Raw genomic sequence first — 23621 nt, forward strand, 5'->3', positions numbered from 1 at the left:
AACCCCTCCTAGCGCTCGGCCTGGGCTCTGCGCAGGGCCAGGATGCGCTGCATCTCGTTGTAGACGATCATGTACCCCTCGTCGACCCCCATGCCGGGCTTGGCGAGGATCTGGTCGGGGCAGGTGGCCATGGCCAGGTTGACGCAGACCTGGGCGCTGCGGTCGGTCTCGTTGCAGGTGCCGCCCTGGTAGGCGCCGATCCCCTTCTCCTTGCAGTAGAGGACCGCCTCCACCACGTTGTTGATGCCACCCAGGTCGGGGGTCTTGATCTGCACCATGTGCCCGGCCCGGTTGTCGGCAAAGTAGCGGATGTCCTCCAGGGTGTTGCACCACTCGTCGGCCACCAGCTCCACCGGGATGCCCCGCTCGTCCACCAGGCGGGTCAGCTCCTTGAGGGCGAGCATCTGTTTTTCCCGGTCCTCCACATCCATGGGGCCCTCGATGCGCAGGTGGAAGGGGGCGGCGATCTTGGCCAGTTCGGCCAGGTAGTCGGCCATCCCCTGGTAGTTGTCGTTCCCAAAGGCCGCGCCGATGGTGCCGTAGACGTCGATGTGCAGCACCGGGGCGTAGTTTTCGTCCAGCCGCAGTTTGCAGATGCGCTCGCGCAGCCAGCCCACGTACTCGGCCAGCTTTTCGCCCTTTCGGCCCAGCTTGGTCTCCACGTTGTTGATGAGGGCGTGGGGCAGCACCTGGGCGCCCTTCATGATCATCTTGTCGGTGTTTTCGTAGCGGTTGTCCCCCGACTGGGTGAAGATGGGAATCTCCCGGTCGGTGACCTGGGTGTGGTACTCGTCGGCCACCACCTCGCACATCAGCCGGTGGGAGGCCTTGGCCACCGCGTCGAGGATGGCCTGGGTCACCCCGTAGCGGATGGCGGTGTGCAGCTGCTTGCCGCCCACCTGCAGCCGGTCGATCTCCTCCGCCAGGGCGCGGAAACTGTCGGCCTCTCTGCCCACCAGGCGGGGCTTTATCTCCCGCTCGATGACGGGGATGAAGTCCTCCGCCAGAAAGAGGGGGTCCCTGCCGCCCGCGCCGCTGTACTGGACCGCCGCGCAGTCGCCGTAGGCCACCTGCCCGTCCTCCAGCACCAGCATCACCGAGATGGCCTCGCCCGCCTGGCGGACCGCCGAGAACCCGGCGGTGGCGGTTTTGCCCAGATAGGCCGCGCCGTCCGACTCGGCCCCCAGCTTGATGGCCCGCTGGTCGTCAAAGAAAAATCCGGTGCGCCCCTTGGCGCAGACCAAATCAACAATTTTCACAGTATATTCCTCCTGCTCTCAGCTGTCTGTCGCGTTTTTCTGCCCGCTCTGCCCTATCTCCAGGGGCGGCCCACCAGCCGGCCTTTGGAGATGGCGTAGACGTCGTCGATGACCATCTGAAAAGACGCCTTGCGCTTTTCAAACGCCGCCCGCTCCTCGATTTTTTTGCGGTTGTAGTCCACCAGTTCGGGCGAGAGGGGGACGGCCCCCGCGTCCAGGATGCGGATGGCCCCGTCGTTGTCCCGGGCCGAGAGCATCTTGCCGGCGTTGAAGCGGCTGGGGGCAAAGGGGACGTCCAGCACCCCGGCCTGGAAGGCGCGCACCGCCCCCAGGGCGATGTCTCCCCCGCCCAGTTCAAAGCACTTGTCGACGATGCAGCGGGTCTCGGCGGCGATGATCTGCTTTTCCTCCTCCAGCCCGGCGGCGGTGAGGGTCTGGTCGCTGAGCATCGAGATGACCTGCTTGGTGCAGCGCAGCCCCTGGGCGTTTGCCTCCATGGTGGGGATGCCCATGGCCTCGTGCGGGGTCTTGACGATGACCTTGGTGGCCTTGGCCAGGGCCGCGGCCGCGCTCCCCCAGGAGATGACGCCAAAGGCCTTGGCCTCGTCCTGCGGGAAGCCGCCCATCCACTGGTGGAGGACGGTGGTGACCTCCACATCGGTGTAGCCGTACTTCTCCAAGTACTCGTCGGTCAGCTCTTCCAGGGTGCGGATGGCGGCCACGTCCTGCACCAGGTTGCCGCACTGGCCGTAGCCCACGGTGATGTTCTTGACCCCCTGTTCGGCAGCCAGCAAACTCTCGATGATGGCCACCGCGTGGGAGATGCAGGGGGGCACCAGGGTGCCGGTGAGGGGGCCGTAGGGCTCGCGGTTGATGGGGATGCCCGCCTCCTCGTAGAGGCCGGTGAGCCGGTCGCAGTACTGCCAGTCGAGGATGGTGCGCTCCAGCGGCACGTTCTTGGCGTAGGGGACGTTGTAGGAGATGCCGCCCCCCTCATAGCTGGTGAACCCGGCGGCGTAGCAGATCTCGGTGAGGAGGCGGGCGTCAGGGGTGCCGTGGCGGATCTGTACCGGGATGTCCAGGCTCTGGATGATTTGGCGGCAGCCGGCCACCCCGTGGTTGACCGCCGGCAGGCCGTTGAGCATCGACTTCTGGCTCTTGGCCGACTCGACGATCCCCTTCTCGGCGTCCTCATAGCGGTTTTGCCGGGTATAGCTGTCGATGGTGGTGGGGAGCAGGTCCGCCTCCCCCTTGTCCTGCAGGTAGGTCAACAGCTCGATGTGCTCCTTGATGAGGGCGACCCCCGCCCGGGGCTGGATGAGGGTCTTCCCCTCTCTTTTTGCCTGGCTCAGCTTGCGGGAGAACACCTTGCTCTCGGGCAGCTTGCGGTGAAAGTCAAAGGCCTCCTGCAAGTCCACCTCCCTGCCGGTGGGCCACTGGCCCAGCACCTCTTGGCGAATTTGCTGAAAGGCGCCGTCTTCGATCCGCTTATTTTGAATTTCCATCGCAGGTCAACTCCCTCTTCATCATCTGTAAAGCGGCTTTGGGGTGGTGTTCGGCCAACAGGCCCATGGCCGCCAGGATGTAGTGTCTGTCCACCCACACCTGCGCCTGTTTGGGCCGCAGGGAGATGGGGTCGGCCGGGCTCCAAAGGGCGTGCCGCACCGCCTCCTCCGGCCGGGGGGCGTGGATGAGGGCGCCGCCGGTGGCGATGATCCGCCGCACGTCGCTCAGGTCCTTGCCGGTCTGCACGTAGGTCAGCCCCACCGGGGTGTAGGTCTGCTCGATGGTGCCGGCGTGGCGGGCCACAGCGGTCTCCACCGCCAGGGACGCCAGGGCAAAATCGAGCTGTCGGCCCGCCGCGCTGTCGGGCAGTTTGTCGGTGTGTGCGGCCAGGTCCTCCACCATCTGCCGCACCGTCTCGGGGGGGAGTTCGGCCAGCTGGGCCACCCGGTCCAGCCCGGCGGCCTCGAGGATGCCGTGGATGCTGTATCGCATGCCGATGTCCCCCTCCACCGTCCGCTTGGCGTAGGGCTCGGGCAGCCCCTTGTAGACGGTGTCCAGCTGCTTGGGCATCCCGCTGGCAATGGAGTAGACGTCGGTGGTGGCGCCCCCCAGGTCGACCGCCAGCAGTTCGCCGATGCCGGGCTCCCCCTCAAGGCCGTCGGCCAGCAACGTCATGGCGGCCAGCATCGCCGAGGGGGTGGGCATGAGGATGCCCGAGACCAGCTCCGAGGCCTGGGAGAGCCCCTTGGCCCGGATGATGCGGTCGAGGAAGATGTCGCGGATCTTCTGCTGTGCGGGCTCGATGTTGAGCACCCCGAAGCGGGGCATCACATTTTCGCACAGCAGGGTCTCCTTTTGGGCCAGCAGCCGCTGGCAGCCGCGGGCGGCGGCGCGGTTCCCCGCCACCACCACCGGGAAGTCGCCGGGGACCCCGGCCAGCATCTCCGCGTTGTGGAGGATGCAGTCTCGGTTCCCCCCGTCGGTCCCCCCGGTGAGGAGGACGATGTCGGGCCGGGCGGCGGCGATCTCGTCCAGGTCGTCCTCGGTGAGCTGGTAGGAGTAGACCCCCACCACCTTGGCCCCCGCCCCCAGGCTGGCCTGCTTGGCGGCCTCTGCCGTCAGCTCGGGCACCAGCCCGCAGGTGACCATCCGCAATCCGCCGGCGGCGGAGGAGCAGGCATAGCGCTCGGCGTAGTCCAGCTTGCCGGTCTGCCCTTCCAACTGCGCCACCGCCCGCGCAAGCCCCTCCCCCACGTCGGTCTGCACAGTGGTGTAGCTGGAGGCGGTGCCCAGCAGGGCGGGCGCGTCCACGTCGACGGCGGTCACCTTGGTGTATGTACTTCCAAAGTCGATCAAGAGGATCGGTCGCATCGCTCCCTCACCCTCTCACTCGACGCCCAGGTCTTTTTTGAGGGAGGCGATGGTAGTCTCCGGCGAGGTGCCCGGGGGAAAGACCCGGTCAAAGCCCATGGCCAAAAACCGGCGCTCCACGTCCTCAAAGGGCTGCTTGCCCACCACGATGTTCCCCCCCACGTAGAGGAGGATGCCCTCCAATCCCGCCTCATCGCACTTCTGGCGCAGGCCCCGGCAGTCCAGCTCGCCGTGCCCGTAGAGGGAGGAGACCACGATGGCGTCTGCGTCCGACTCGATGGCGGCGGCAATGTACTCCTCCTGCGAGACCATGACCCCCAGGTTGATGACATTGAACCCCGCGTCGGTGAACGCGTGGTCGAGGATCTTGATGCCCACGGCGTGGACGTCCGCCCCGATCACCCCGATGACCAAAGTTTTCTGTTCCATTTCGCACCCCTTGCTTTCGCAAATTTGATTTGAACTATATCTATAATACATATTGTTATATATCATAAATCAACCAAATCGCCTCCCTTTTTCCGGAGAATAAGGGAGAAAATCCCGGCTTTCTTTTGGCTAATTTGGATGTTTCTCCATCTATACGCAAAAAAAGAGGGAAATGAACTAGTTCATTTCCCTCTTTTTCTTTAAAACCGTCTTTAGCGGCCCTTTTTGCCCCGGCGCACCTCTTCGATCTGCTCCTCAATGGCGAGGAGGGAGCCGCCGTCCACCAGGTAGTCGTAGCGGATGACCGTCTGCCCGGCCCGGGCGGCGGCGCGCACCCACTCCCCCTCCTCCTTTGAGCAGAAGCGGTTGTAGTTGGGGGGGAGGATGAGGACGGGGTGTCCCTCCACAAAGGACCGCACCCCCTCCTCGCCGAAGAGGCGAGCGTCCACCCGGCCGCCGTCGATCCCCAGGGCGGTGCAGCTGCGGCGGATGATCCGCCCGAACTTGTCGCTGGCGGTGAGGATGCCCACCCGCCCCTCCTCCGGGGCGCGGGCCAGGGCGGTCAGGGTCTGGTTTGAGGGGGAGAGCACCACCCGCACCAGCCGGCAGCGCCCTCCCACCGCCTGGGAGAGCTGGTGGAAGTGGGTGGAGGTGGTGATGACCAAGTCCTCGTGGTCGCCGATTTTGTAGGGGGCGTCCAGCACGTCGTCCAGCAGGAACTGGTAGACGTCCACGTCCGCCACCCGGGAGAGCTGGTCGGCCATCTGGGAGAGGGCCTCGGTGTTGCAGTCCACCAGGGCCAGCCGCACCTGCTCATACCCCTCTTCCCGCTCCCGCAGCTTGAGGGAGAAGAAGATCTCGCTCTCCCGGCTGGAAAAGCCCAACTCCTCCATCCGGTCCAGCAGGGCGTCGATGGCCGCCATCGCCAAATCCTTGCGGCCGCCGGAGGCGCTCTCCTCCCGCCCCCGGCCAAAGGTCCCCCGGCCCTGCACCATCTCGATGAGCCCCTCTTTTTCCAGCTCGTCGTAGGCGTGCTTGACGGTCCCCTGGGCCAGGCCGGTCTCCTCGGCCAGCTGGCGGACGGTGGGCAGTTTGTCGCCGGGGGCCAGCCGGCCCTCGGCGATCTGGCCGGCGACGGCCTCGGCGATCTGGCGGTAGACGGGGACCTGGCTCCCCTGCCTGAGCTCTATCTCCATGGGCGTCCTCCTCCCCCTTTTCGCTGTCTCACTTTCCGTCGCGGGTGGCCAGGTACTCCGCCCGCCCGGTCTCATAGAGGTTTTTGCCGGTGGAGTCGATGACCACCACAGCGGGGAAATCCTCCACCTCCAACCGGCGGACAGCCTCGGCCCCCAGGTCCTCGTAGGCCACGATCTCGGCCTTCTTGACGCAGCGGGCCAGCAGGGCCCCCGCCCCGCCGATGGCTCCAAAGTAGACCGCGCCGTGCTCCTTCATGGCGGCGATCACCTCGGGGCCCCGCTTCCCCTTGCCGATCATCCCGGTCTCGCCCAGGGCGATGAGGGTGGGGGAATAGGCGTCCATCCGGTAACTGGTGGTGGGGCCGGCCGAGCCGATGGGGCGGCCTTCCTTGGCGGGGGTGGGGCCCACGTAGTAGATGGTGGCGTTTTCGATATCAAAGGGCAGGGGCCCGCCCTTTTCGGCCAGCTCCACCAGCCGCTTGTGGGCGGCGTCGCGGGCGGTGTAGATGACCCCGCTGATGAGGACGCTCTCGCCGCAGCGCAGCTGGCGGGCGGCCTCGCGGGTCAGGGGGGTGGTGATCTTCTTCTCCATCTCAAAGCACCTCCGTCTTGTGGCGGGTCACGTGGCAGTTGATGTTCACCGCGCAGGGCAGCCCGGCAATGTGGGTGGGCATGGTCTCGATGTTGACGGCCAGGGCGGTGGTCTTGCCCCCAAAGCCCTGAGGCCCGATCCCCTTTTGGTTGATTTTTTCCAGCAGCTCCTCCTCGAGCCCGGCGTAGAAGGGGCTTTGGCTGCGCTGGTCGAGAGGCCGCATCAGGGCCTGTTTGGCCAGCAGGGCGGCCTTGTCAAAGCTGCCGCCGACCCCTACTCCCACCACGATGGGGGGGCAGGGGTTGGGTCCTGCGTCCTCCACCACCTGCAACACGAAGTCGCGCACCCCGTCCAGCCCGTCGGAGGGCTTGAGCATCTTGATCTGGCTCATGTTCTCGCTGCCAAAGCCCTTGGGGGCCACGGTGATTTCGATCTGTTCGCCGGGCACCAGCTCGCAGTAGAGGAGGGCCGGGGTGTTGTCCCCGGTGTTGACCCGGTCCAGCGGGTCGCGCACCACCGATTTGCGCAGCCGCCCCTCGGCGTACCCCTGGCGCACCCCCTCGTCCACCGCCGCGCGCAGGTCGCCGGCAATGTGGACCTCCTGCCCGATTTTCAAAAAGACGCAGGCCATGCCGGTGTCCTGGCAGATGGGCACCCCCTCGGCCCCGGCGATCTCGTAGTTTTGGATGATCTTGTCCAGGATGCCGCAGGCGGTCTCCCCGTCCTCGCAGGCGCGGCAGGCGCGGATGCGCTCCTGCACATCCTCCGGCAGACGGCAGTTGGCCTCGATGCAGAGGCGCTTGACCACCTGGGTGATCCGGGCGGCTTCGATCTCTCTCATAAAATCCCATTCCTTTCGCTGCGCCCCGGCGCAGACGGCAGGGCGGCCCTTCCCTTTTCAGGGCTGCCTCTGTCGAAATGATATAGTTCAATTTACCTCTATGGTATCACAATCTCTCTCCATTGCAAGCCCCCGGCGAAAAAACAGGGGGAAGAAAAGAAAATAGCCGCCGGCCCTTTTCTTAAAAAGGCCGGCGGCGAGAATTTCTTTTTTTCGTTTGCTCCCATCGCTCCGCCCTCTCCCCTCTTTTCAGCGGGCCAGGGCAATGCAGAGGGCAACCAGCGCCGCCGCCAGGAGCAGGGCGGGCAGCCGCAGCACCCGGGGGAGAAGGGGGATCTTCAGGCCGTACCAGGCCTTGGCGACGGCCGCCAAAACGCCGTAGAGCACCAGCATCCCCGCCAGGGGGACGACGAGGTAGAGGGCTGTGGACAGCGACCACTCCCCGCCCCGCAGCAGCAAGACGGCGGCGGCCCCACAGGCGGCGGCCAGCCCGAAAAAGGGGGCGCCCGACACCCACCTGGCAAACTGCAAAAAATCTCTGTCCGGCTGTTTTTGCAGCGGTTTTCTCTCCATCCGAGCCGCCTCCCCTCTCCCTTTACAGACCGCGTCCCTTTTCCCTTTCATTATAGCACCTCTCCCGACAAAAACCAGCGACAAAAAGGGAGGGAGCAGAAAACCTGCTCCCTCCCACATCCGCTATTTTCCGGTCAGCCGGTCCAGCAGCGCCTGCAATTCGGCGCGGCGGCGGTCCCGCTCCTCCGGGGCGGGGCGCCAGCTCTCCCCCTCCCGGCAGAGGACGTCCCCCTCCCGCAGGCCCTCCGGCAGCTCCGCCAGGGGGACGGTGCGGTTTTCGCCCTCGTCGTCCTGCAAGACGGCGAGGGGGCCCTCGATTCGGTCCACGCTGTAAAACATCCCCTCACTCCCCCTTCTGGCAGACGACATCCAGATTGCTGCCGTCGGTGGAAAAGACGATGGTGCCGTTTAGGTCGGTGCGCAAAAAGCGGACGCCCCGATTGGCCAGCAGGTCCACCGTCTCCTGGTGGGGGTGGCCGTAGGAGTTGCCCGCCCCCACACAGGCCACGGCGATCTCGGGGTCCACCCTGTCCAAAAAGGCCGCCGAGGTGCTGGTGCTGCTGCCGTGGTGCCCCAGTTTGAGCACCTGGGCCCCGATCTCCCCGGCCCCGTACCCCTCCAGCAGGTCCTTTTCGGCCTTTGTCTCCATGTCCCCGGTAAAGAGGAAGCGCTGGCTGCCGTAGCGAAAGAGGACCACGGCCGAGGTGTCGTTCAAATCGTCATACCCCTCCAGCGGCCCCAGCACCGTCAGCCGGCCGTCGCCGTAGGTGAGCTGCTGTCCCGGCTCGCTATACACCACCTTGACCTGGCTCTCGGCCGCCTGGGTGAGCAGGTCTTTGTAGGTCTTGGTGGTGGGCAGCTGGGTCTGGGGCAGGCGGGGCATCAGCAGGGTGTCGGTGGGGATGGCGGCCATCACCACGTCCAGCCCGCCGATGTGGTCGGAATGGGGATGGGTGGCGACGATGAGGTCGAGCTTTTCCACCCCCTGGTTTTTCAGGTAGTTCACCACCGTGTCGCCCTTGTCGTTTTCGCCCCCGTCGATGAGGACGGCGTGCCCGTCCACCAGGATGAGGGAGGCGTCCCCCTGCCCCACGTCGATGAAGTGGACCGATGCCTCCCCCTCGGGGATGGAGATGTCCGAGAGACCGAGGCTGGTCAACAGGTCGTTCCCGCCGGGGATGGCGCCCAGCCACTCCGGATCCACCCCCAGCACCACCAGCACCAGGGCCACCAGGCTGACCAGCACCCCCAACAGGGCCTTTTTTATCTTTTCTTTTTGCTTTTTGGTCGTCCTGCGGACGGTTTTGCGCTGTGCCACGGCTCACGCCCTCCCTTCTGGCGGCCGGCTGGCCGCCTGCTCTGGCCCCGCTTCTCCCCCTGGGCCTGCCGGCGCGCCCGCAGGGCGGCGGCGGTCTTGGCGTCGGGCTTGACCAGGCACTCGGGCCCAAAGCCGATGAGGTCCCAGCGGCCCGCCCGCTTGAGCGCCTCCAGCACCAACTGCTGGTTTTGGGGCAGGAAGTACTGGATCAGCGCCCGCTGCATGGCCTTTTCGTGGGGGTCGGTGGCCACGTAGATCTCCTCCAGGGTAAAGGGGTCCATCCCGGTGTAGTACATGCAGGTGGAGATGGAGAAGGGGGTGGGGTAAAAGTCCTGCACCTGCTGGGGACGCAGCCCCTCCTCCTTCAAAAAGAGGGCCAGGTCGATGGCCTCTTTGAGCCCGCTGCCCGGGTGGGAACTCATGAGATAGGGCACCAGGTACTGCTTCTTGCCGATCTGCTTGGTCTTTTGGTAGAAGGCCCGCTGGAACTTGCGGTAGCTGGCAATGCCCGGCTTGCCCATGGCCCGCAGCACCCGGTCGCTGCAGTTTTCGGGGGCCACCTTCAACTGGCCGGAGACGTGGTATTTCACCAGGTGGTCAAAAAAGGTCTGGTCCCTGTCCAGGTTCAGGTAATCAAAGCGGATGCCCGAGCGGACAAACACCTTTTTGATGCCGGGGATCCGGCGCATCCGCTCCAGGATGTCGTCGTACTCCCGGTGGTCGACCTTGAGTTTGGGGCAGGGAGTGGGGGCCAGGCACTTGCGACCGTTTTTGCACATCCCCCGCTCCAGCTGCCCGTCGCAGGAGGGGCCGCGGAAGTTGGCGGTGGGTCCCCCCACGTCGTGGATATACCCCTTGAAGCGGGGGTTGTGGGTCATCCGCTCCGCCTCTTCCAGCACCGACTCGGCCGAGCGGCTGGTGACGTGCCGCCCCTGGTGGACGGCGATGGCGCAGAAGTTGCAGCCGCCGAAGCAGCCCCGGTTGTGGATGATGGAGAACTCCACCTCCACAATGGCGGGCACCCCGCCCAGCGCCTCGTAGACGGGGTGGTAGGTGCGCTGGTAGGGCAGCGAATAGACCCGGTCCAGCTCCTCCCTCGCCAGGGGGCGGGAGGGGGGCGTCGCCACCAGCACCCGGTCGCCGTGCTTTTGCACCAGCAGGTGGCCAGTGGCGCAGTCGCACTCGTTGTACTGAATGGCCTGGGCCTTGGCGTAGCTGCGCTTGTTCTCCCGCACCTTTTCAAAGCTGGCGCACTCCACATAGCCGTCGGGCAGCTCGCTCCGGTCGGCAAAATAGCAGGTGCCCCGCACGTCCCGGATGGCCGTCACCGGCTCCCCCGCCGCCAGGCGGTCGGCCACCTCGACGATTTGGTGTTCCCCCATGCCGTAGAGGAGCAGATCGGCCTTTGCGTCCTGCAGGATGCTGGGGCGAACGGCGTTGTCCCAGTAGTCGTAGTGAGCGAAGCGGCGCATGGATGCCTCCACCCCGCCGATGAGGATGGGCGCCTCGGGATAGAGGCGGCGGACGATGTTGGAGTAGACGATGGTGGCCCGGTCGGGGCGCTTGCCCATCACCCCGCCGGCGGTGTAAAAGTCGGTGGTGCGGCGCTTTTTGGCCACGGTGTAGTGGTTGACCATCGAGTCCACGTTCCCCGCCGAGATGAGAAAGCCCAGGCGGGGCCGGCCGAACTGGGTGAAGGGGGCGTCCTCCTCCACATCCGGCTGGGAGAGGATCGCCACCTTGTAGCCGGCGCTCTCCAGCACCCGGGTGATGATGGCGCAGCCAAAACTGGGGTGGTCGATATAGCTGTCGCCGCAGATGTAGACAAAGTCGGGCTGGGTCCAGCCCCGCTCCTCCATCTCGGCGCGGCTGATGGGCAGAAAATCGTTCATGGGTGTCCTTTCCGGCGGGCGGTGCCGCACAGCAGAAGGCGGGCAGAGGGGTACCCCCTGCCTGCCGTACTGTCCTTTTTCTCTAGTGCTCGAGGGCGTCCTGGTTGGCGCACATCTCCAGCCACTGCTGGCGGCTGATGAGCACCTTGCGGGGCTTGGAGCCCTCAAAGGGGCCGATGATCCCCCGCTCCTCCATCTCGTCCACGATGCGGGCGGCCCGGGCATAGCCCAGCTTCAGCTTGCGCTGCAGCATGGAGGTGGAGATCTGGCCGGCGTCCACCGCCACCTCGATGGCGTCGGGGAGCATGTCGTCCCCCTCTTCCCCGCTGCCGCCACTTGAGCCCTTGCCCTTTTCGGCGGCGGCCTGCTTGTCGATCTCCTCGATGATCTGCTCGTCATAGGTCTTGGGGGTGTCGGGCTTGATGGCCTCGACCACCCGCTCGATCTCCTCGTCGGTGACAAAGCAGCCCTGGATGCGGGTGGGCTTGGAGGCCCCCACCGGGAAGTAGAGCATGTCTCCCCTTCCCAGCAGCTTTTCGGCCCCCGCCCCGTCGAGGATGGTGCGGGAGTCCACCTGGCTGGAGACGGCAAAGGCGATGCGGCTGGGGATGTTGGCCTTGATGACGCCGGTGATCACGTCCACCGAGGGGCGCTGGGTGGCGATGATCAGGTGCATCCCCGCGGCGCGTGCCATCTGCGCCAGGCGGCAGATGCTGTCCTCCACCTCGCCGGGGGCGGCCATCATCAGGTCGGCCAGCTCGTCGATGATGATGACGATGCGGTAGAGGGGCTTCTCCCCCCGGCTCTCGCAGAGCTTGTTATAGCCGCCCAGGTCGCGGACGTTGTTGGCCGCAAAGAGCTTGTAGCGGTTGAGCATCTCGGTCACCGCCCACCCCAGGGCGCCGGCCGCCTTGTGGGGGTCGGTGACCACCGGGACCAGCAGGTGGGGGATGCCGTTGTAGACCCCCAGCTCCACCACCTTGGGGTCGACCATCAGCAGCCGCACCTCCTCGGGGGAGGACTTGTAGAGCAAACTCAGGATGATGGAGTTGATGCAGACGGACTTGCCCGAACCGGTGGCGCCGGCGATCAACACGTGGGGCATCTTGCCGATGTCGGCCATCTTGACGTTGCCGGCGATGTCCTTGCCCAGGGCCACCGAGAGGGCGCTGCCCGCATCCCGGAAGGCCGGGGAGTCCAGCATCTCCCGGATGCCCACCACACTGGTGTTCTTGTTGGGCACCTCAATGCCCACCGCCGCCTTGTTGGGGATGGGCGCCTCGATGCGGACGCCGGAGGCCGCCAGGTTGAGGGCGATGTCGTCGGCCAGATTGGTGATCTTGCTGATCTTGACCCCGGCGTTGGGCTGCAATTCGTACCGGGTCACCGCCGGCCCCCGGCTGATGTTGATGATTTTTGTCTGCACCCCAAAGCTCTTGAGGGTGTCCACCAGCCGCTCCCCGTTTTGCTTGAGCTCGCGGGAGATGTCCCGGTTGTTTTCAGCGGGGGGCGGATCGAGCAGCCCCACCGAGGGGTAGTTGTAGGCGGGGGTCTCCTCCTCTTCCTCCTCGGGGGCGGCAAAGGGCTCTCCCTCCTCCCCCTCCCCTTCGGAAGCGGGCGCCTCTTCTTCCCCGTCGGGGACGACGGCCGAGGCGGGCTTGATGTCGGGGGCGGTAAAGGTGAAGATCTCGGCGGGGTCCAGCTCCTCCTTTTGGGGGGCGGGAGCGCCGCCGTTTACGATTTTTTGCACCAGGGCGTCAAGAGCATCCTCGTCCTCCTGGCGGCGGGCGGGGTCGGGCAGGGGCAGGGCCTCCTCCGGCTCCTGCGGGGGAAGGGCGGGGGCCGCCTTCTCCTTTTTGCGCCGGGGGGCAGGGCGCTCCTCGTCGGGCCCCAGGGGGATGTCGATGGGGCGGGGGCCGCCGATGTCCACATCGATGTTGGCCGCGCCCCGCTGCATCCGCTCGGCCACCATCTCCTTTGCCTGGCGGACCGGCTTCTGCACGCTCTGGTGCAGGTCCAACAGGGTCTTGCCGCTGATGAACATCAAAATGACGAAGGCGGCGATCCCCATGGTGAGAACGGCACCGGTCTTGCCGAACATGGACAGCAGCGGCCAGCCCAGCAGGCAGAAGGCGAGGCCGCCGCCCCGCTTGGCCGCCCCCATGGCGTAGAGGTTGAGAAATTTGTCAAAGAAGTTGTTGCCCAACAGTTCGGGGGCAAAGAGGAGCTGGATGGCCCCGCAGAGAAAGGCCAGAAAGAGGGCCCCCATCAGCATGGGTTTGACGATCGAGCGCTTTTTGAGCGCCGAGGAGCCGGATATGTAGACCACCAAAGGCCCCACCAGGTAGGCCGCCAGCCCAAAGAGGCCGAAGAGGAACTTGTGCAGGGCATTCCAGACATTCAGCCCGCTCACCAGGGCCAAAAAGGTCAGCAGCAGCCCCACCGCAAAGGCGATGACCGCCGCCATCTGCTGGCGAAAGAGTTTGTTTTTCTGGGCGGCGCCCGACTTGGGGGCCGCCCGCTTTCCGGTTGTGCGCTTCGTTGCCATGAAAACTCCTCAAATCAAGCCCCTGCCCTGCGCTGGCGCAGAGGGGGCAAATCGTTTGCTATTCGGGCCCCGCACAAAAAGCGGGGGCCTGTCCCACCCAGCCGGCCAAAAAGGGGACCGGCGGCCCTTTAAAACCCGTTTTTATGTAGGCCGCTCCCGGCGGGCGGGGCGGCGGGAAAGACCGGATCAGCGGTCCGGCGCCAGGGGGGCGCCGGGCTGAAATCCAGGCTCTAAAAAGGCGTTGGGGTCGGTGGAGATCAGCCGCTCCACCCGGCCGCCCGACACCTGGCAGAGCTGGCCGCCCGACCGGCAGTATTCCGGCGGCGGGGCGGCGGCCAAAGTCTCCATTATCATACCACAAGGGACCGGGGTGTGTAAAATCATTTGTTCGCCTTCTTCCCTGTTTTTGCGGGGGCGCTCTCCTCTTTTTTCCCCTTTTTGCGGGTGGCCGGCTCTTTTTTGGTCTCCTCCCCGCCCTCGGGCGCGTCTTTGCGGCGGGATTCGATCTCCCGGTAGAGGTAGTTCATGGCCTCTTTGAGGCCGCCCAGCTCGTCGATGAGCCCTTCCTGGGTGGCCCGCTCCCCGTCCAGCACCGTCCCCACGTCCATCACCAGTTCGCCGGTGGTCATCATCAACTCCTTGAACCGCTCCTTGCCGATGCGGGAGTTGCCAGCCACAAAATTCAGGATGCGGTCCTGCATCTGCTCGAAGTAGGAAAAGGTCTGGGGCACCCCCAGCACCAGCCCGTTCATCCGCACCGGGTGGATGGTCATGGTGGCGCTGGGGGCGATGAAGGAGCGCCCGGCGGCCACCGCCAGCGGCACCCCGATGGAGTGGCCGCCGCCGAGCACCAGGGAGGCGGTGGGCTTTTCCATCCCGGCAATCAATTCGGCAATGGCGAGGCCCGCCTCCACGTCGCCCCCCACGGTGTTGAGGATGACGATGAGCCCGTCGATGTCGTCGCGCTCCTCAATGGCCACCAGTTGGGGGATGACGTGTTCGTATTTGGTGGTCTTGTTCTGGGGCGGCAGGATGAAGTGCCCCTCGATCTGGCCGATGATGGTCAGACAGTGGATGGTATAGCTGCCCTTTTGCACCGTCACCGACCCCATGTTCAGGATCTGCGCCTGTTCCTGTTGTGCCTGGGCGGCGTCCTGGGTCTCCTGCGCCTCCTCCGCCGGCTCCTCCCCGCTCACCAAAGATTGCTGTTTTTTGTTTTTCTCGCTCAAAAATGCCTCCGCCTTTCTGACTTTATGCAAATTTTTTACCCGCCAGCTGGGCGGTCCTGTCCGCAAAGTCGGTATTCTCACTTGTTTTTATCTATTTTCTCCCGATTTGCTGGGGATATGTGTTGGCCGATATTTTTGCAGGATTTGATTTTCAGAAATTCATTTTGTAATCGTTAACCAATTGACAATACAGGGGGTGAGGGATTATACTTGTACATGATTTCTTATTTTATAAAGTACATAGGGGAAAACACAGAAAGGACGATGCTTGTGGGACAGAATCTCGCGGAAAAGATCATCTCCGCCCATCTGCTGTCAGGCGACATGGCGCCCGGCAGCGAGATCGGCCTGAAAATCGACCAGACCCTCACCCAAGACGCCACCGGGACCATGGCCTATTTGGAATTCGAGGCCATCGGCATCCCCCGGGTCAAGACCGAAAAATCGGTCGCCTACATCGACCACAACACCCTGCAGTCGGGCTTTGAAAACGCCGACGACCACAAATACACCCAGACGGTGGCCAAAAAGATCGGGGTGGACTTCTCCCGCCCCGGCAACGGCATCTGTCACCAGGTGCACCTGGAGCGCTACGGCGTGCCGGGCAAGACCCTCATCGGCTCGGACAGCCACACCCCCACCGGCGGCGGCATCGGCATGCTGGCCATCGGCGCCGGCGGGCTGGACGTGGCAGTGGCCATGGGCGGCGGGGCCTACTACATCCCCATGCCCCGGGTCATCAAGGTGGAACTCACCGGGGCCCTGCGGCCCTGCGTCTCCGCCAAGGACATCATCCTCGCCGTTTTGCGGGAACTGTCGGTCAAGGGCGGCGTCGGCGCGGTGATCGAGTACGCCGGCGAGGGGGTCGCCACCCTCAGCGTGCCCGAGCGGGCCACCATCACCAACATGGGCGCCGAGCTGGGGGCCACCACCTCCATCTTCCCCTCCGACGAGATCACCCGCCAGTTTTTGGCCGCCCAGGGCCGCGAGGGGGATTTCACCCCCCTCGCCCCCGACGCCGACGCCCGCTACGACCGGGTGCTCACCGTCGACCTGGGGGCGCTGGAGCCCCTGGCCGCCTGCCCCCACAGCCCCGACAACGTCAAGCCGGTCGGGGAGCTGGGCGGCATCCCGGTGGACCAGGTCTGCATCGGCTCCTGCACCAACTCCTCCCTCTACGACATGCTCAAGGTGGCCCGCATCCTCAAGGGGAAGACGGTGCACCCCAATGTCAGCCTCACCATCTCCCCGGGGTCCAAGCAGGTCTTTACCATGCTGGCGGAAAACGGCGCCCTGGCCGATATGATCGCCGCCGGCGCCCGGGTGCTGGAATGCGCCTGCGGCCCCTGCATCGGGATGGGCCAGTCCCCCAAGTCGGGCGGGGTCTCCCTGCGCACCTTCAACCGCAACTTTGAGGGGCGCAGCGGCACCGCCGACGCCCAGGTCTACCTGGTCAGCCCCGAGACGGCCGCCTGGTCGGCCCTGCAGGGAGTCATCAGCGACCCCACCGAAATCGGCGCCCTGGGGGGGATCGAGATGCCCGCCCGCTTTTTGGTCAACGACAACCTGTTGGTCGCCCCCGCCGCCCCCGAAGAGGCCGGCGCGGTGGAGGTGGTGCGCGGCCCCAACATCAAGCCCTACCCCAAGACCGAACCCCTCTGCGACCACCTGAAAAAAGAGGTGGTGCTGAAGGTGGGGGACAACATCACCACCGACCACATCATGCCCGCCGGGGCCAAGGTCCTCCCCTACCGCTCCAACGTCCCCAAAATCAGCGAGTTCTGCTTCACCGCCTGCGACCCCGAATTCCCCGCCCGCTGCAAGGAAAAACAGGGCGGCATCATCGTCGGCGGCCAGAACTACGGTCAGGGCTCCTCCCGCGAGCACGCCGCCCTCGCCCCCCTCTACCTGGGTGTCAAGGCGGTCATCGCCCAGAGCTTTGCCCGCATCCACAAGGCAAACCTGGTCAACGCCGGCATCCTCCCCCTGGAGTTTGCCGACGCGGCGGACTACGAGGCCCTCTCCCTCGGCGACGAGCTGGAGATCGTCGGGCTGATCGACGCCCTGAAAGAGGGCGGCCGGCTCACCGTCAAAAACAACACCCGCGGCACCCAGTTTGCGGTGCGGGCGGAGCTGTCCGAACGGCAGGTGGAGATGCTCCTCTGCGGCGGGCTGCTGGACTACACCAAAAAAATGAGCGAAAGGCAGGCAATGAGATGATGGAAGAAAAAATGGTCTCCGCAACCGAACAGTTTGCCAAGGTCTTACAGGGCCAGTTGGAGCGCATCCAGCGGATGAAGGAGCAGGGCGACTTTGTCGATTACAGCGGCCTCGACCAGATCGTGATCGGCGTCTGCGGCGGCGACGGCATCGGCCCCCGCATCACCCACGAGGCTCAGCGGGTCATCTCCTACCTGCTGCAAGACCAGGTGAAGGCCGGCCGGGTGGTCTTTAAAGAGATCGACGGGCTGACCATCGAGAACCGGGTGGCCCAGAACAAGGCCATCCCCGACGACGTGCTGGCCGAACTCAAGGCCTGCCACGTCATCCTCAAGGGGCCCACCACCACCCCCCGCAAGGGCGACCCCTGGCCCAACATCGAAAGCGCCAACGTGGCCATGCGCAAAGAGCTCGACCTCTTTGCCAACGTCCGTCCGGTGAAGGTGCCCGCACAGGGCATCGACTGGACCTTCTTCCGCGAGAACACCGAGGGCGCCTACACCTTGGGCTCGCTGGGGGTCAATGTGGACGAGGACCTGGCGGTGGACTTCACCGTCACCACCACCCAGGGGACCGAGCGCATCGCCCGGCTGGCCTACGACTACGCCCGCAAAAACGGCAAGGGCCGGGTCTCCATCGTCACCAAGGCAAACGTCATCAAGACCACCGACGGCAAGTTTTTGGAAATCTGCCAGAAGGTGGCCCAGGAATACCCTGAGATCGCCACCGACGACTGGTACATCGACATCATGACCGCCAAGCTGGTGGACGAAAAGCGCCGCCGCGACTTCCGGGTCTTCGTCCTCCCCAACCTCTACGGCGACATCATCACCGACGAGGCGGCCGAGTTCCAGGGCGGCGTCGGCACCGCCGGCAGCGCCAACCTGGGCAAGCGCTACGCCATGTTCGAGGCCATTCACGGCTCCGCCCCCCGGATGGTGAAGGAGGGGCGGGACATCTACGCCGACCCCTGTTCCATGCTGCGGGCCGCCGTCCTGCTGCTCTCCCACATCGGCTACCAGGCCGAGGCGGACAAGTTGGAGCGGGCGCTGGACATCTGCATGTTTGAAGAGAAGAAGATGCACTGCACCGGCCGCGATACCGGCTGCACCTGCGAAGAATTCGGCAACTATGTGATGGACACCATCCAGTCGCTGTAAAACGGGGTGTTTTTGTGAAAAAGAACGGCGTTTCCCTGTCTGTCATCCGGCGGCTCCCCCGCTACTATCGCTTCCTGGGGGACCTGCTGCAAAACGGGGTGGGGCGCATCTCCTCCAAGGAGCTGTCCCAGAAGATGAACCTCACCGCCTCGCAGATCCGCCAGGACCTCAACTGTTTTGGGGGCTTCGGCCAGCAGGGCTACGGCTACAACATCGAACAGCTCCACCGGGAAATCGGGCGGATCATCGGCGTGGACACCATGCACGACACCATCCTCATCGGCGCGGGCAACCTGGGCAGCGCCATCGCCGCCCACATGAACTTTGAGAAGCGGGGCTTTCGCCTGGTGGGGATCTTCGACTCCGACCCCCAGAAATCGGGCGAGATCATCGCCGGCCTGCCGGTGCGCTCCACCGGCGAGCTGGAGACCTTCTGCCGGGAAAACCACCCCACCATCGCCATCCTCTGTATCCCCAAGACGGCGGCCCCCAAGGTGGCCCCCCAACTGGTGGATCTGGGCATCACCGGGTTTTGGAACTTCAGCCACTACGACCTGCGGGTCGACCACAGCGATGTGGTGGTGGAAAACGTCCATCTGGGGGACAGCCTGCTGACCCTCTGCTACCAGGTGACCCACAACAGGCCGGAGGAGGACGAGGGGGAAAAGTAAGCCCCTTCCCTCCCCTGCCAGCAGGGCGCAAAAAAACAGGTGCGAACGGATTCGCACCTGTTTTTTCTTTGCCGTCAGTCGATGGCGGTGTCCAGCGCCAGCAAGATCATGTCCTTGAGGTTTTTCTCCTTGTCCTCTGCCGAGACGCCCTTGGCCCCCGGCTTGAAGGAGGTCTCGACGATGGACATGACGGTGAGGGCCTTGGCCCCGTAGCGGGCGGCCACGGTGTAAAGGCCCGCCCCCTCCATCTCCGAGGCGATGACCCCGTAGTCGGCCCAGACCTTCTTGTACTCCTCCTTGTTGTCGATGTAGAGGTGGTCGTTGCAGATGGTGTTGCCCACATAGACCGGCAGTCCCCTCTCCCTGGCGATGTGGTAGCACTTGTCCAGCAGCTCAAAGTCGGCGCAGGGGGCGTAGTGGCCGGGGAAGATGTGGTCGTTGATGGCGGAGGTGGTGCTGGTCGCCTGGGAGAGGACCAGATCCAGGGCCTTCAGTTTTTCGGAATAGGCGCCGGCGGTCCCCAGGCGGATCATCTTTTTGCAGCCGTAATCCCGGGCCAGCTCGGTCGCGTAGATGAGGATGGAGGGGATCCCCATGCCGGTCCCCATGACCGACACCCGCTGCCCCTTGTAGGTGCCGGTGTAGCCGTACATCCCCCGGATCTCGTTGAAGCAGACGGCATCCTCCAAATAGGTCTCGGCAATGTGCTTGGCCCGCATCGGGTCCCCGGGGAGGAGGATGTTGGGGGCGATCTCCCCCGCCTTTGCGGCAATGTGCATGCTCATGTCAACAGACAACCCCTTTCGGCTGCGCCTCACGGCGCTTTTTTCCATGATACCGTTCTTTTCTGCCGGTGGCAATCTGCCTTGCCGCGATTTGGCGTTCCCGTGCATTTTCACTGGAAAATTTGTGTATATTCCCCCCTCCCTCTGCAGGGGCGGCAGAAAAGGGGCCCCCTCTCCTTGCCCCTTGTATCCAAGAGGCAAAAGTGCTAAAATATAGTAAATATACAAAAAAATATTATTCGCTTTTTCAAACAACCAGGAGGTGCCGTCATGCTGGAAAAGGTCAACCTAAAAAAGATCATGATGAAGGAGGAGTACAAGGCCATTGCGGGACAGCTCAAGCCCCGCCTCTCCGCCCTGCAACAGCAGATGAAGGAGGCCAAGGTGCCGGTCATCATCCTCTTTGAGGGGTGGAGCGCCGCCGGCAAGGGCAGCAAGATTTCCGACGTCATCCTCAACCTGGACCCCCGCGGCTTCAAGGTCTACTCCACCGTCGACCCAGACGAGACCGAGGCCCGCCACCCCTTCCTCTGGCGGTTCTGGCAGAAACTCCCCATCGCCGGAGAGTTCTCCATCTTCGACCGCAGCTGGTACCAGGAGGTGTCCACCGCCCGGCTGGAAAATGCCCTCCCCAAAAAAGAGCTGGCCCGCCGCATCGAGGAGATCAACCACTTCGAGCGCACCCTCACCGACAACGGCTACCTGATCATCAAGTTTTTCCTGCACATCAGCCAGAAGGAGCAGAAAAAGCGGCTCTCCGCCCTGGAGGAGAGCAAGGCGACCCGCTGGCGTGTCACCAAGACCGATTGGAAGAGAAACCGCCGCTACGACGACCTCTACCAGATCTACGACGAGATGTTGGAGCAGACCGACACCCCCTACGCCCCCTGGCGGGTGATTGCCAGCGAGGACCGCAACGTGGCCATGGCGGACATCTACCAGACCCTGGTCAAGGAGATCGGCCGGGCCATCGCCCAGCGGCCGGAGCGGGACGCGCAGGCCGCCGCCTACCAGGGCGGCATCCCCGCCAGCCGCTTTCAATTGGTGGAGACGCCAAAACTCTGCGACATCGACCTCAATCGCACCCTGGAGCCCACCATCTACAAGGAAGAGCTGAAGAAGTGCCAAGCCAAGCTGAAAAAGCTGCACGGGCTCCTCTACAAGGAGCAGATCCCGGTCATCGTCGCCTACGAGGGGTGGGACGCGGCCGGCAAGGGGGGCAACATCAAGCGGGTGGCCGCCGCCCTCGACCCCCGCGGGTACGAGGTGGTCCCCATCGCCGCCCCTTCCAAAGAGGAGTTGGGCCGCCACTTCCTCTGGCGGTTCTGGACCCGGCTGCCCAAGCGGGGGCACATCACCATCTTTGACCGCACCTGGTACGGACGGGTGATGGTGGAGCGGGTCGAGGGCTTCTGTACCCCCGCCGACTGGGCCCGGGCCTACGACGAGATCAACGAGTTTGAAAAGGAGCTCACCGACTGGGGCGCCGTCATCGTCAAGTTCTGGCTGCAAATCGACAAGGACGAGCAGTTGCGCCGGTTCGAGGACCGGCAGAACACCCCCGAAAAGCGCTGGAAGATCACCGACGAGGACTGGCGCAACCGGGAGAAGTGGGACCAGCACGAGGCGGCGGTCAACGACATGCTGCAGTTCACCTCCACCGATTTCGCCCCCTGGACGGTGGTGGAGTCAAACGACAAGAAGTTCGCCCGCATCAAGGCCCTGCAGACCCTCATCGCCGCCATCGAAAACCGGCTGAAATAGCGCAAAAAGGCGCGCCGCCCCGGCAGGACAGCCGGGGCGGTGCGCTCTCTTTTTTCTCTTACCGCTCCCCCAGGGGGCGGCGGCCCATCTCCTCCGCCTGCAACAGGTAGGGGGCGTCCGCCAGGTCCTCGGGGGTGGACATCCCCCGGGCGAGCAACATGCCGCAGTCCTCCCAGTGCAGGTAGCTGAGCACCGCCTGGTAGTGCAGCACCAGCGCCTCCATCACCCCGGGCTCGTCGTCCCCACTGGCAGCCAGCAGCAGCGCCTTTTTGGGGCTCTGCCGCAAGGCGGCGTTGACGGCGTAAAACCGGTCGATGACCGCCTTCAACTGGGCGCTCATCCCAAAGTAGTAGAGGGGGGTCACTAAGACGACCAGGTCGGCTTCCAGAAGGGCAGGCAGGATCTCCTCCATCCCGTCCCCGTGGACACAGCGGCCCCCGTTTTTGCGGCAGTGGTCACAGCCCAGACAGGGGGCGATCTTCATAAAAGCGGTGTCAAAGCGAGTCAGCTGGTGGCCCGCCTCGGCAGCACCCCGGTCAAAGGCGGACGCCAGGGCGGCGGTGGTCCCCTTCTTGTGGGGACTGCCGGTCAAAAGCAAGATCTTCACAGACAATACACCTCCTGTATCCTATCTTACTCCCGCCGGGGGGCCTTGGCAAGTTCGCCATATCTCCCCGTCGATTTTTGGCGGCCTCCCCTCCCCCCAGGGCCCGCCGTTGGTGCTATAATGGAGACAATTGAAAGAGAGAAGGAGGAACACCACCATGGACAAATCCGCACTCTGTTCCCATATCGACGGGATGGCCCAGCGGCTGGCCGCCTGGAGCGACGCCGTCTGGGACTGCCCCGAGACCGCCTTTCAGGAGCGCCGGTCCGCCGAGGTCCTCTGCCGGGCGCTGGAAGAGGAGGGGTTCGCCGTCGAGCGAGGGGTCGCCGGCATCGAGACCGCCTTTCTCGGCCGCTGGGGCGAGGGGAAGCCGGTCATCGGCTTTCTGGGGGAATTCGACGCCCTCTCCGGCCTCAGCCAGCAACCCGACACCTTTGCAAAGACCCCCCTGTGCGAGGGCGCGCCCGGCCACGGCTGCGGCCACAACCTGCTGGGGGTCGGCTCCCTGGCCGCCGCTTCGGCCGTCAAGGCCTACCTGGCAGAAAACCACCTCTCCGGCACCGTCGTCTACTACGGCTGTCCGGGGGAGGAGGGCGGCTCCGGCAAGGCCTTCATGGCCCGGGACGGGGTCTTTGACGAGTTGGATTGCGCCCTGACCTGGCACCCCGGCGACACCAACGCCGCCAACAGCGCAAGTTCCCTGGCAAACTACCAGATCTGCTACCGCTACTACGGGGTCAGCGCCCACGCCGCCGCCTGCCCCCACCTGGGCCGCAGCGCCCTGGACGCGGTGGAGCTGATGAACATCGGGGTGCAGTTCCTGCGCGAGCACATCATCCCCGAGGCCCGCATCCACTACGCCATCACCAACACCGGCGGCTACTCCCCCAACGTGGTGCAGCCCTACTCCGAGGTGCTCTACCTCATCCGCGCCCCCAAGACCGGGCAGGTGCAGGAGATCTACGAGCGGGTGGGCGACATCGCCAAGGGGGCGGCCCTGATGACCGGCACCCGGCTGGAAACCCAGTTCATCAAGGCCTGTTCCAACCTGGTCCCCAACACCCTGCTCACCGAAAAACTGGACGACAACCTGCGGGAGATCCCCCTCCCCTCCTACACCGAGGAGGAGCGCGCCTATGCCGCCGCCGTGCAGCAGAGCTTTGAGAGCAAGTCCGACACCTTGATGGCCATGGCCCAGGCGGCGGGCGCCAAGGGGATCGCCTTTGCCAAGGAGCACGGCGGCCGCCCCATCAACGACTTTGTGGTCCCCAACTTCCACGTCGAGGCGGCCATGCCCGGCTCCACCGACGTGGGGGACGTGAGCTGGGTCTGCCCCACCGCCCAAATTTCGGCAGTCACCATGGCCGCGGGCACGCCGGGCCACTCCTGGCAGCTGGTCGCCCAGGGCAAGAGTTCGATCGCCCACAAGGGGACCCTCTACGCCGGCAAGGTGCTGGCCGGAACGGCCGTCGACCTTATACACCACCCCGAGTGGATCGAGGCGGCCAAGGAGGAGCTGTGCGACCGGCTGGACGGCGGGCACTACATCCCCCCCATCCCCGCCGGGGTCAAGCCCTCTGTCATCGACCCCAGTGCCAAGCGCTAAAACCGAGATTCGCAACAAAAGGACCCGGGCCAGATGGCTCGGGTCCTTTTTTCT

Annotated in this window: 21 protein-coding genes; 5 read left to right on the forward strand and 16 right to left on the reverse strand. The window is 64.9% G+C overall.

The window, feature by feature from the left end; genetic code table 11:
- Positions 1-8: 8 nt before the first annotated feature.
- From GT748_RS07510 to GT748_RS07575, 14 genes are all read right to left on the reverse strand, one after another.
- Positions 9-1259 carry a methylaspartate ammonia-lyase gene (locus GT748_RS07510; RefSeq protein ID WP_021659891.1) on the reverse strand — a complete coding sequence of 417 codons (1251 nt, stop codon included), beginning with the start codon at positions 1257-1259 and terminating at the stop codon, positions 9-11.
- 53 nt (positions 1260-1312) lie between these two features.
- Positions 1313-2764, reverse strand: coding sequence for a methylaspartate mutase subunit E (locus tag GT748_RS07515; protein WP_021659892.1), 1452 nt, complete (start codon positions 2762-2764; stop codon positions 1313-1315).
- A complete protein-coding gene (gene glmL, locus GT748_RS07520) occupies positions 2748-4136 on the reverse strand; it encodes a methylaspartate mutase accessory protein GlmL (protein ID WP_021659893.1) in 1389 nt (462 codons plus the stop codon). Before glmL ends, GT748_RS07515 begins: the two co-directional genes overlap by 17 nt.
- 15 nt (positions 4137-4151) lie before the next feature.
- Positions 4152-4565: a methylaspartate mutase subunit S gene (glmS, locus tag GT748_RS07525; RefSeq protein WP_021659894.1), complete on the reverse strand. Its 414-nt coding sequence runs from the start codon at positions 4563-4565 to the stop codon at positions 4152-4154.
- Between the two features lie 212 nt (positions 4566-4777).
- Positions 4778-5761, reverse strand: coding sequence for a GntR family transcriptional regulator (locus GT748_RS07530; RefSeq protein ID WP_161222327.1), 984 nt, complete (start codon positions 5759-5761; stop codon positions 4778-4780).
- Between the two features lie 28 nt (positions 5762-5789).
- On the reverse strand, positions 5790-6353 hold the full coding sequence (locus GT748_RS07535; RefSeq protein WP_021659896.1) for a Fe-S-containing hydro-lyase: 564 nt from the start codon (positions 6351-6353) through the stop codon (positions 5790-5792).
- A gap of 1 nt (position 6354) precedes the next feature.
- Entirely contained in the window at positions 6355-7194 is an 840-nt protein-coding gene (locus GT748_RS07540) for a fumarate hydratase (RefSeq protein ID WP_021659897.1), read from the reverse strand.
- Between the two features lie 249 nt (positions 7195-7443).
- A complete protein-coding gene (locus tag GT748_RS07545; RefSeq protein ID WP_044992801.1) occupies positions 7444-7767 on the reverse strand; it encodes a hypothetical protein in 324 nt (107 codons plus the stop codon).
- A gap of 123 nt (positions 7768-7890) precedes the next feature.
- A complete protein-coding gene (locus GT748_RS07550; RefSeq protein WP_021659900.1) occupies positions 7891-8106 on the reverse strand; it encodes a DUF3006 domain-containing protein in 216 nt (71 codons plus the stop codon).
- Between the two features lie 4 nt (positions 8107-8110).
- On the reverse strand, positions 8111-9085 hold the full coding sequence (locus GT748_RS07555) for a ComEC/Rec2 family competence protein (RefSeq protein ID WP_052537657.1): 975 nt from the start codon (positions 9083-9085) through the stop codon (positions 8111-8113).
- Positions 9031-10977: a YgiQ family radical SAM protein gene (locus GT748_RS07560; protein WP_021659902.1), complete on the reverse strand. Its 1947-nt coding sequence runs from the start codon at positions 10975-10977 to the stop codon at positions 9031-9033. Before GT748_RS07560 ends, GT748_RS07555 begins: the two co-directional genes overlap by 55 nt.
- 82 nt (positions 10978-11059) lie before the next feature.
- Positions 11060-13525: an FtsK/SpoIIIE family DNA translocase gene (locus GT748_RS07565; protein WP_243148046.1), complete on the reverse strand. Its 2466-nt coding sequence runs from the start codon at positions 13523-13525 to the stop codon at positions 11060-11062.
- Positions 13526-13711: 186 nt separating this feature from the next.
- Positions 13712-13909, reverse strand: a complete 198-nt coding sequence (locus GT748_RS07570) for a YlzJ-like family protein (RefSeq protein WP_073260959.1) — start codon at positions 13907-13909, stop codon at positions 13712-13714.
- Entirely contained in the window at positions 13906-14754 is an 849-nt protein-coding gene (locus GT748_RS07575; protein ID WP_242861756.1) for a ClpP family protease, read from the reverse strand. Before GT748_RS07575 ends, GT748_RS07570 begins: the two co-directional genes overlap by 4 nt.
- 270 nt (positions 14755-15024) lie before the next feature.
- Between GT748_RS07575 and GT748_RS07580 the strand changes: the two genes are divergently transcribed.
- From GT748_RS07580 to GT748_RS07590, 3 genes are read left to right on the forward strand one after another with little or no spacing between them, the layout of a single operon-like run.
- Positions 15025-16974: an aconitate hydratase gene (locus tag GT748_RS07580; RefSeq protein ID WP_161222328.1), complete on the forward strand. Its 1950-nt coding sequence runs from the start codon at positions 15025-15027 to the stop codon at positions 16972-16974.
- Positions 16971-18134 (forward strand): isocitrate/isopropylmalate family dehydrogenase, encoded by a 1164-nt coding sequence (locus GT748_RS07585; protein WP_021659908.1) that lies wholly within the window; start codon positions 16971-16973, stop codon positions 18132-18134. The genes GT748_RS07580 and GT748_RS07585 overlap by 4 nt, the downstream gene beginning before the upstream one ends.
- Positions 18135-18148: 14 nt before the next feature.
- Positions 18149-18805 (forward strand): redox-sensing transcriptional repressor Rex, encoded by a 657-nt coding sequence (locus GT748_RS07590; RefSeq protein ID WP_021659909.1) that lies wholly within the window; start codon positions 18149-18151, stop codon positions 18803-18805.
- 74 nt (positions 18806-18879) lie between these two features.
- Here the strand turns inward: GT748_RS07590 and deoD are convergent, their stop codons facing one another.
- Complete coding sequence (deoD, locus tag GT748_RS07595; RefSeq protein ID WP_044992808.1) at positions 18880-19590, reverse strand: purine-nucleoside phosphorylase; 711 nt, start codon at positions 19588-19590, stop codon at positions 18880-18882.
- A 270-nt stretch (positions 19591-19860) separates the two neighbouring features.
- Between deoD and pap the strand changes: the two genes are divergently transcribed.
- A complete protein-coding gene (gene pap, locus GT748_RS07600) occupies positions 19861-21354 on the forward strand; it encodes a polyphosphate:AMP phosphotransferase (RefSeq protein ID WP_021659912.1) in 1494 nt (497 codons plus the stop codon).
- A gap of 58 nt (positions 21355-21412) precedes the next feature.
- Here pap and GT748_RS07605 read toward each other — a convergent pair whose 3' ends face one another.
- Complete coding sequence (locus tag GT748_RS07605; protein WP_021659913.1) at positions 21413-21961, reverse strand: flavodoxin family protein; 549 nt, start codon at positions 21959-21961, stop codon at positions 21413-21415.
- A gap of 157 nt (positions 21962-22118) precedes the next feature.
- Here GT748_RS07605 and GT748_RS07610 point away from each other — a divergent pair, with 157 nt between their 5' ends.
- A complete protein-coding gene (locus GT748_RS07610; RefSeq protein ID WP_021659915.1) occupies positions 22119-23567 on the forward strand; it encodes a M20 family metallopeptidase in 1449 nt (482 codons plus the stop codon).
- Positions 23568-23621: the final 54 nt, after the last annotated feature.

Source organism: Bittarella massiliensis (ex Durand et al. 2017), assembly GCF_009876955.1.
GTDB classification, from domain to species: domain Bacteria; phylum Bacillota; class Clostridia; order Oscillospirales; family Ruminococcaceae; genus Bittarella; species Bittarella massiliensis.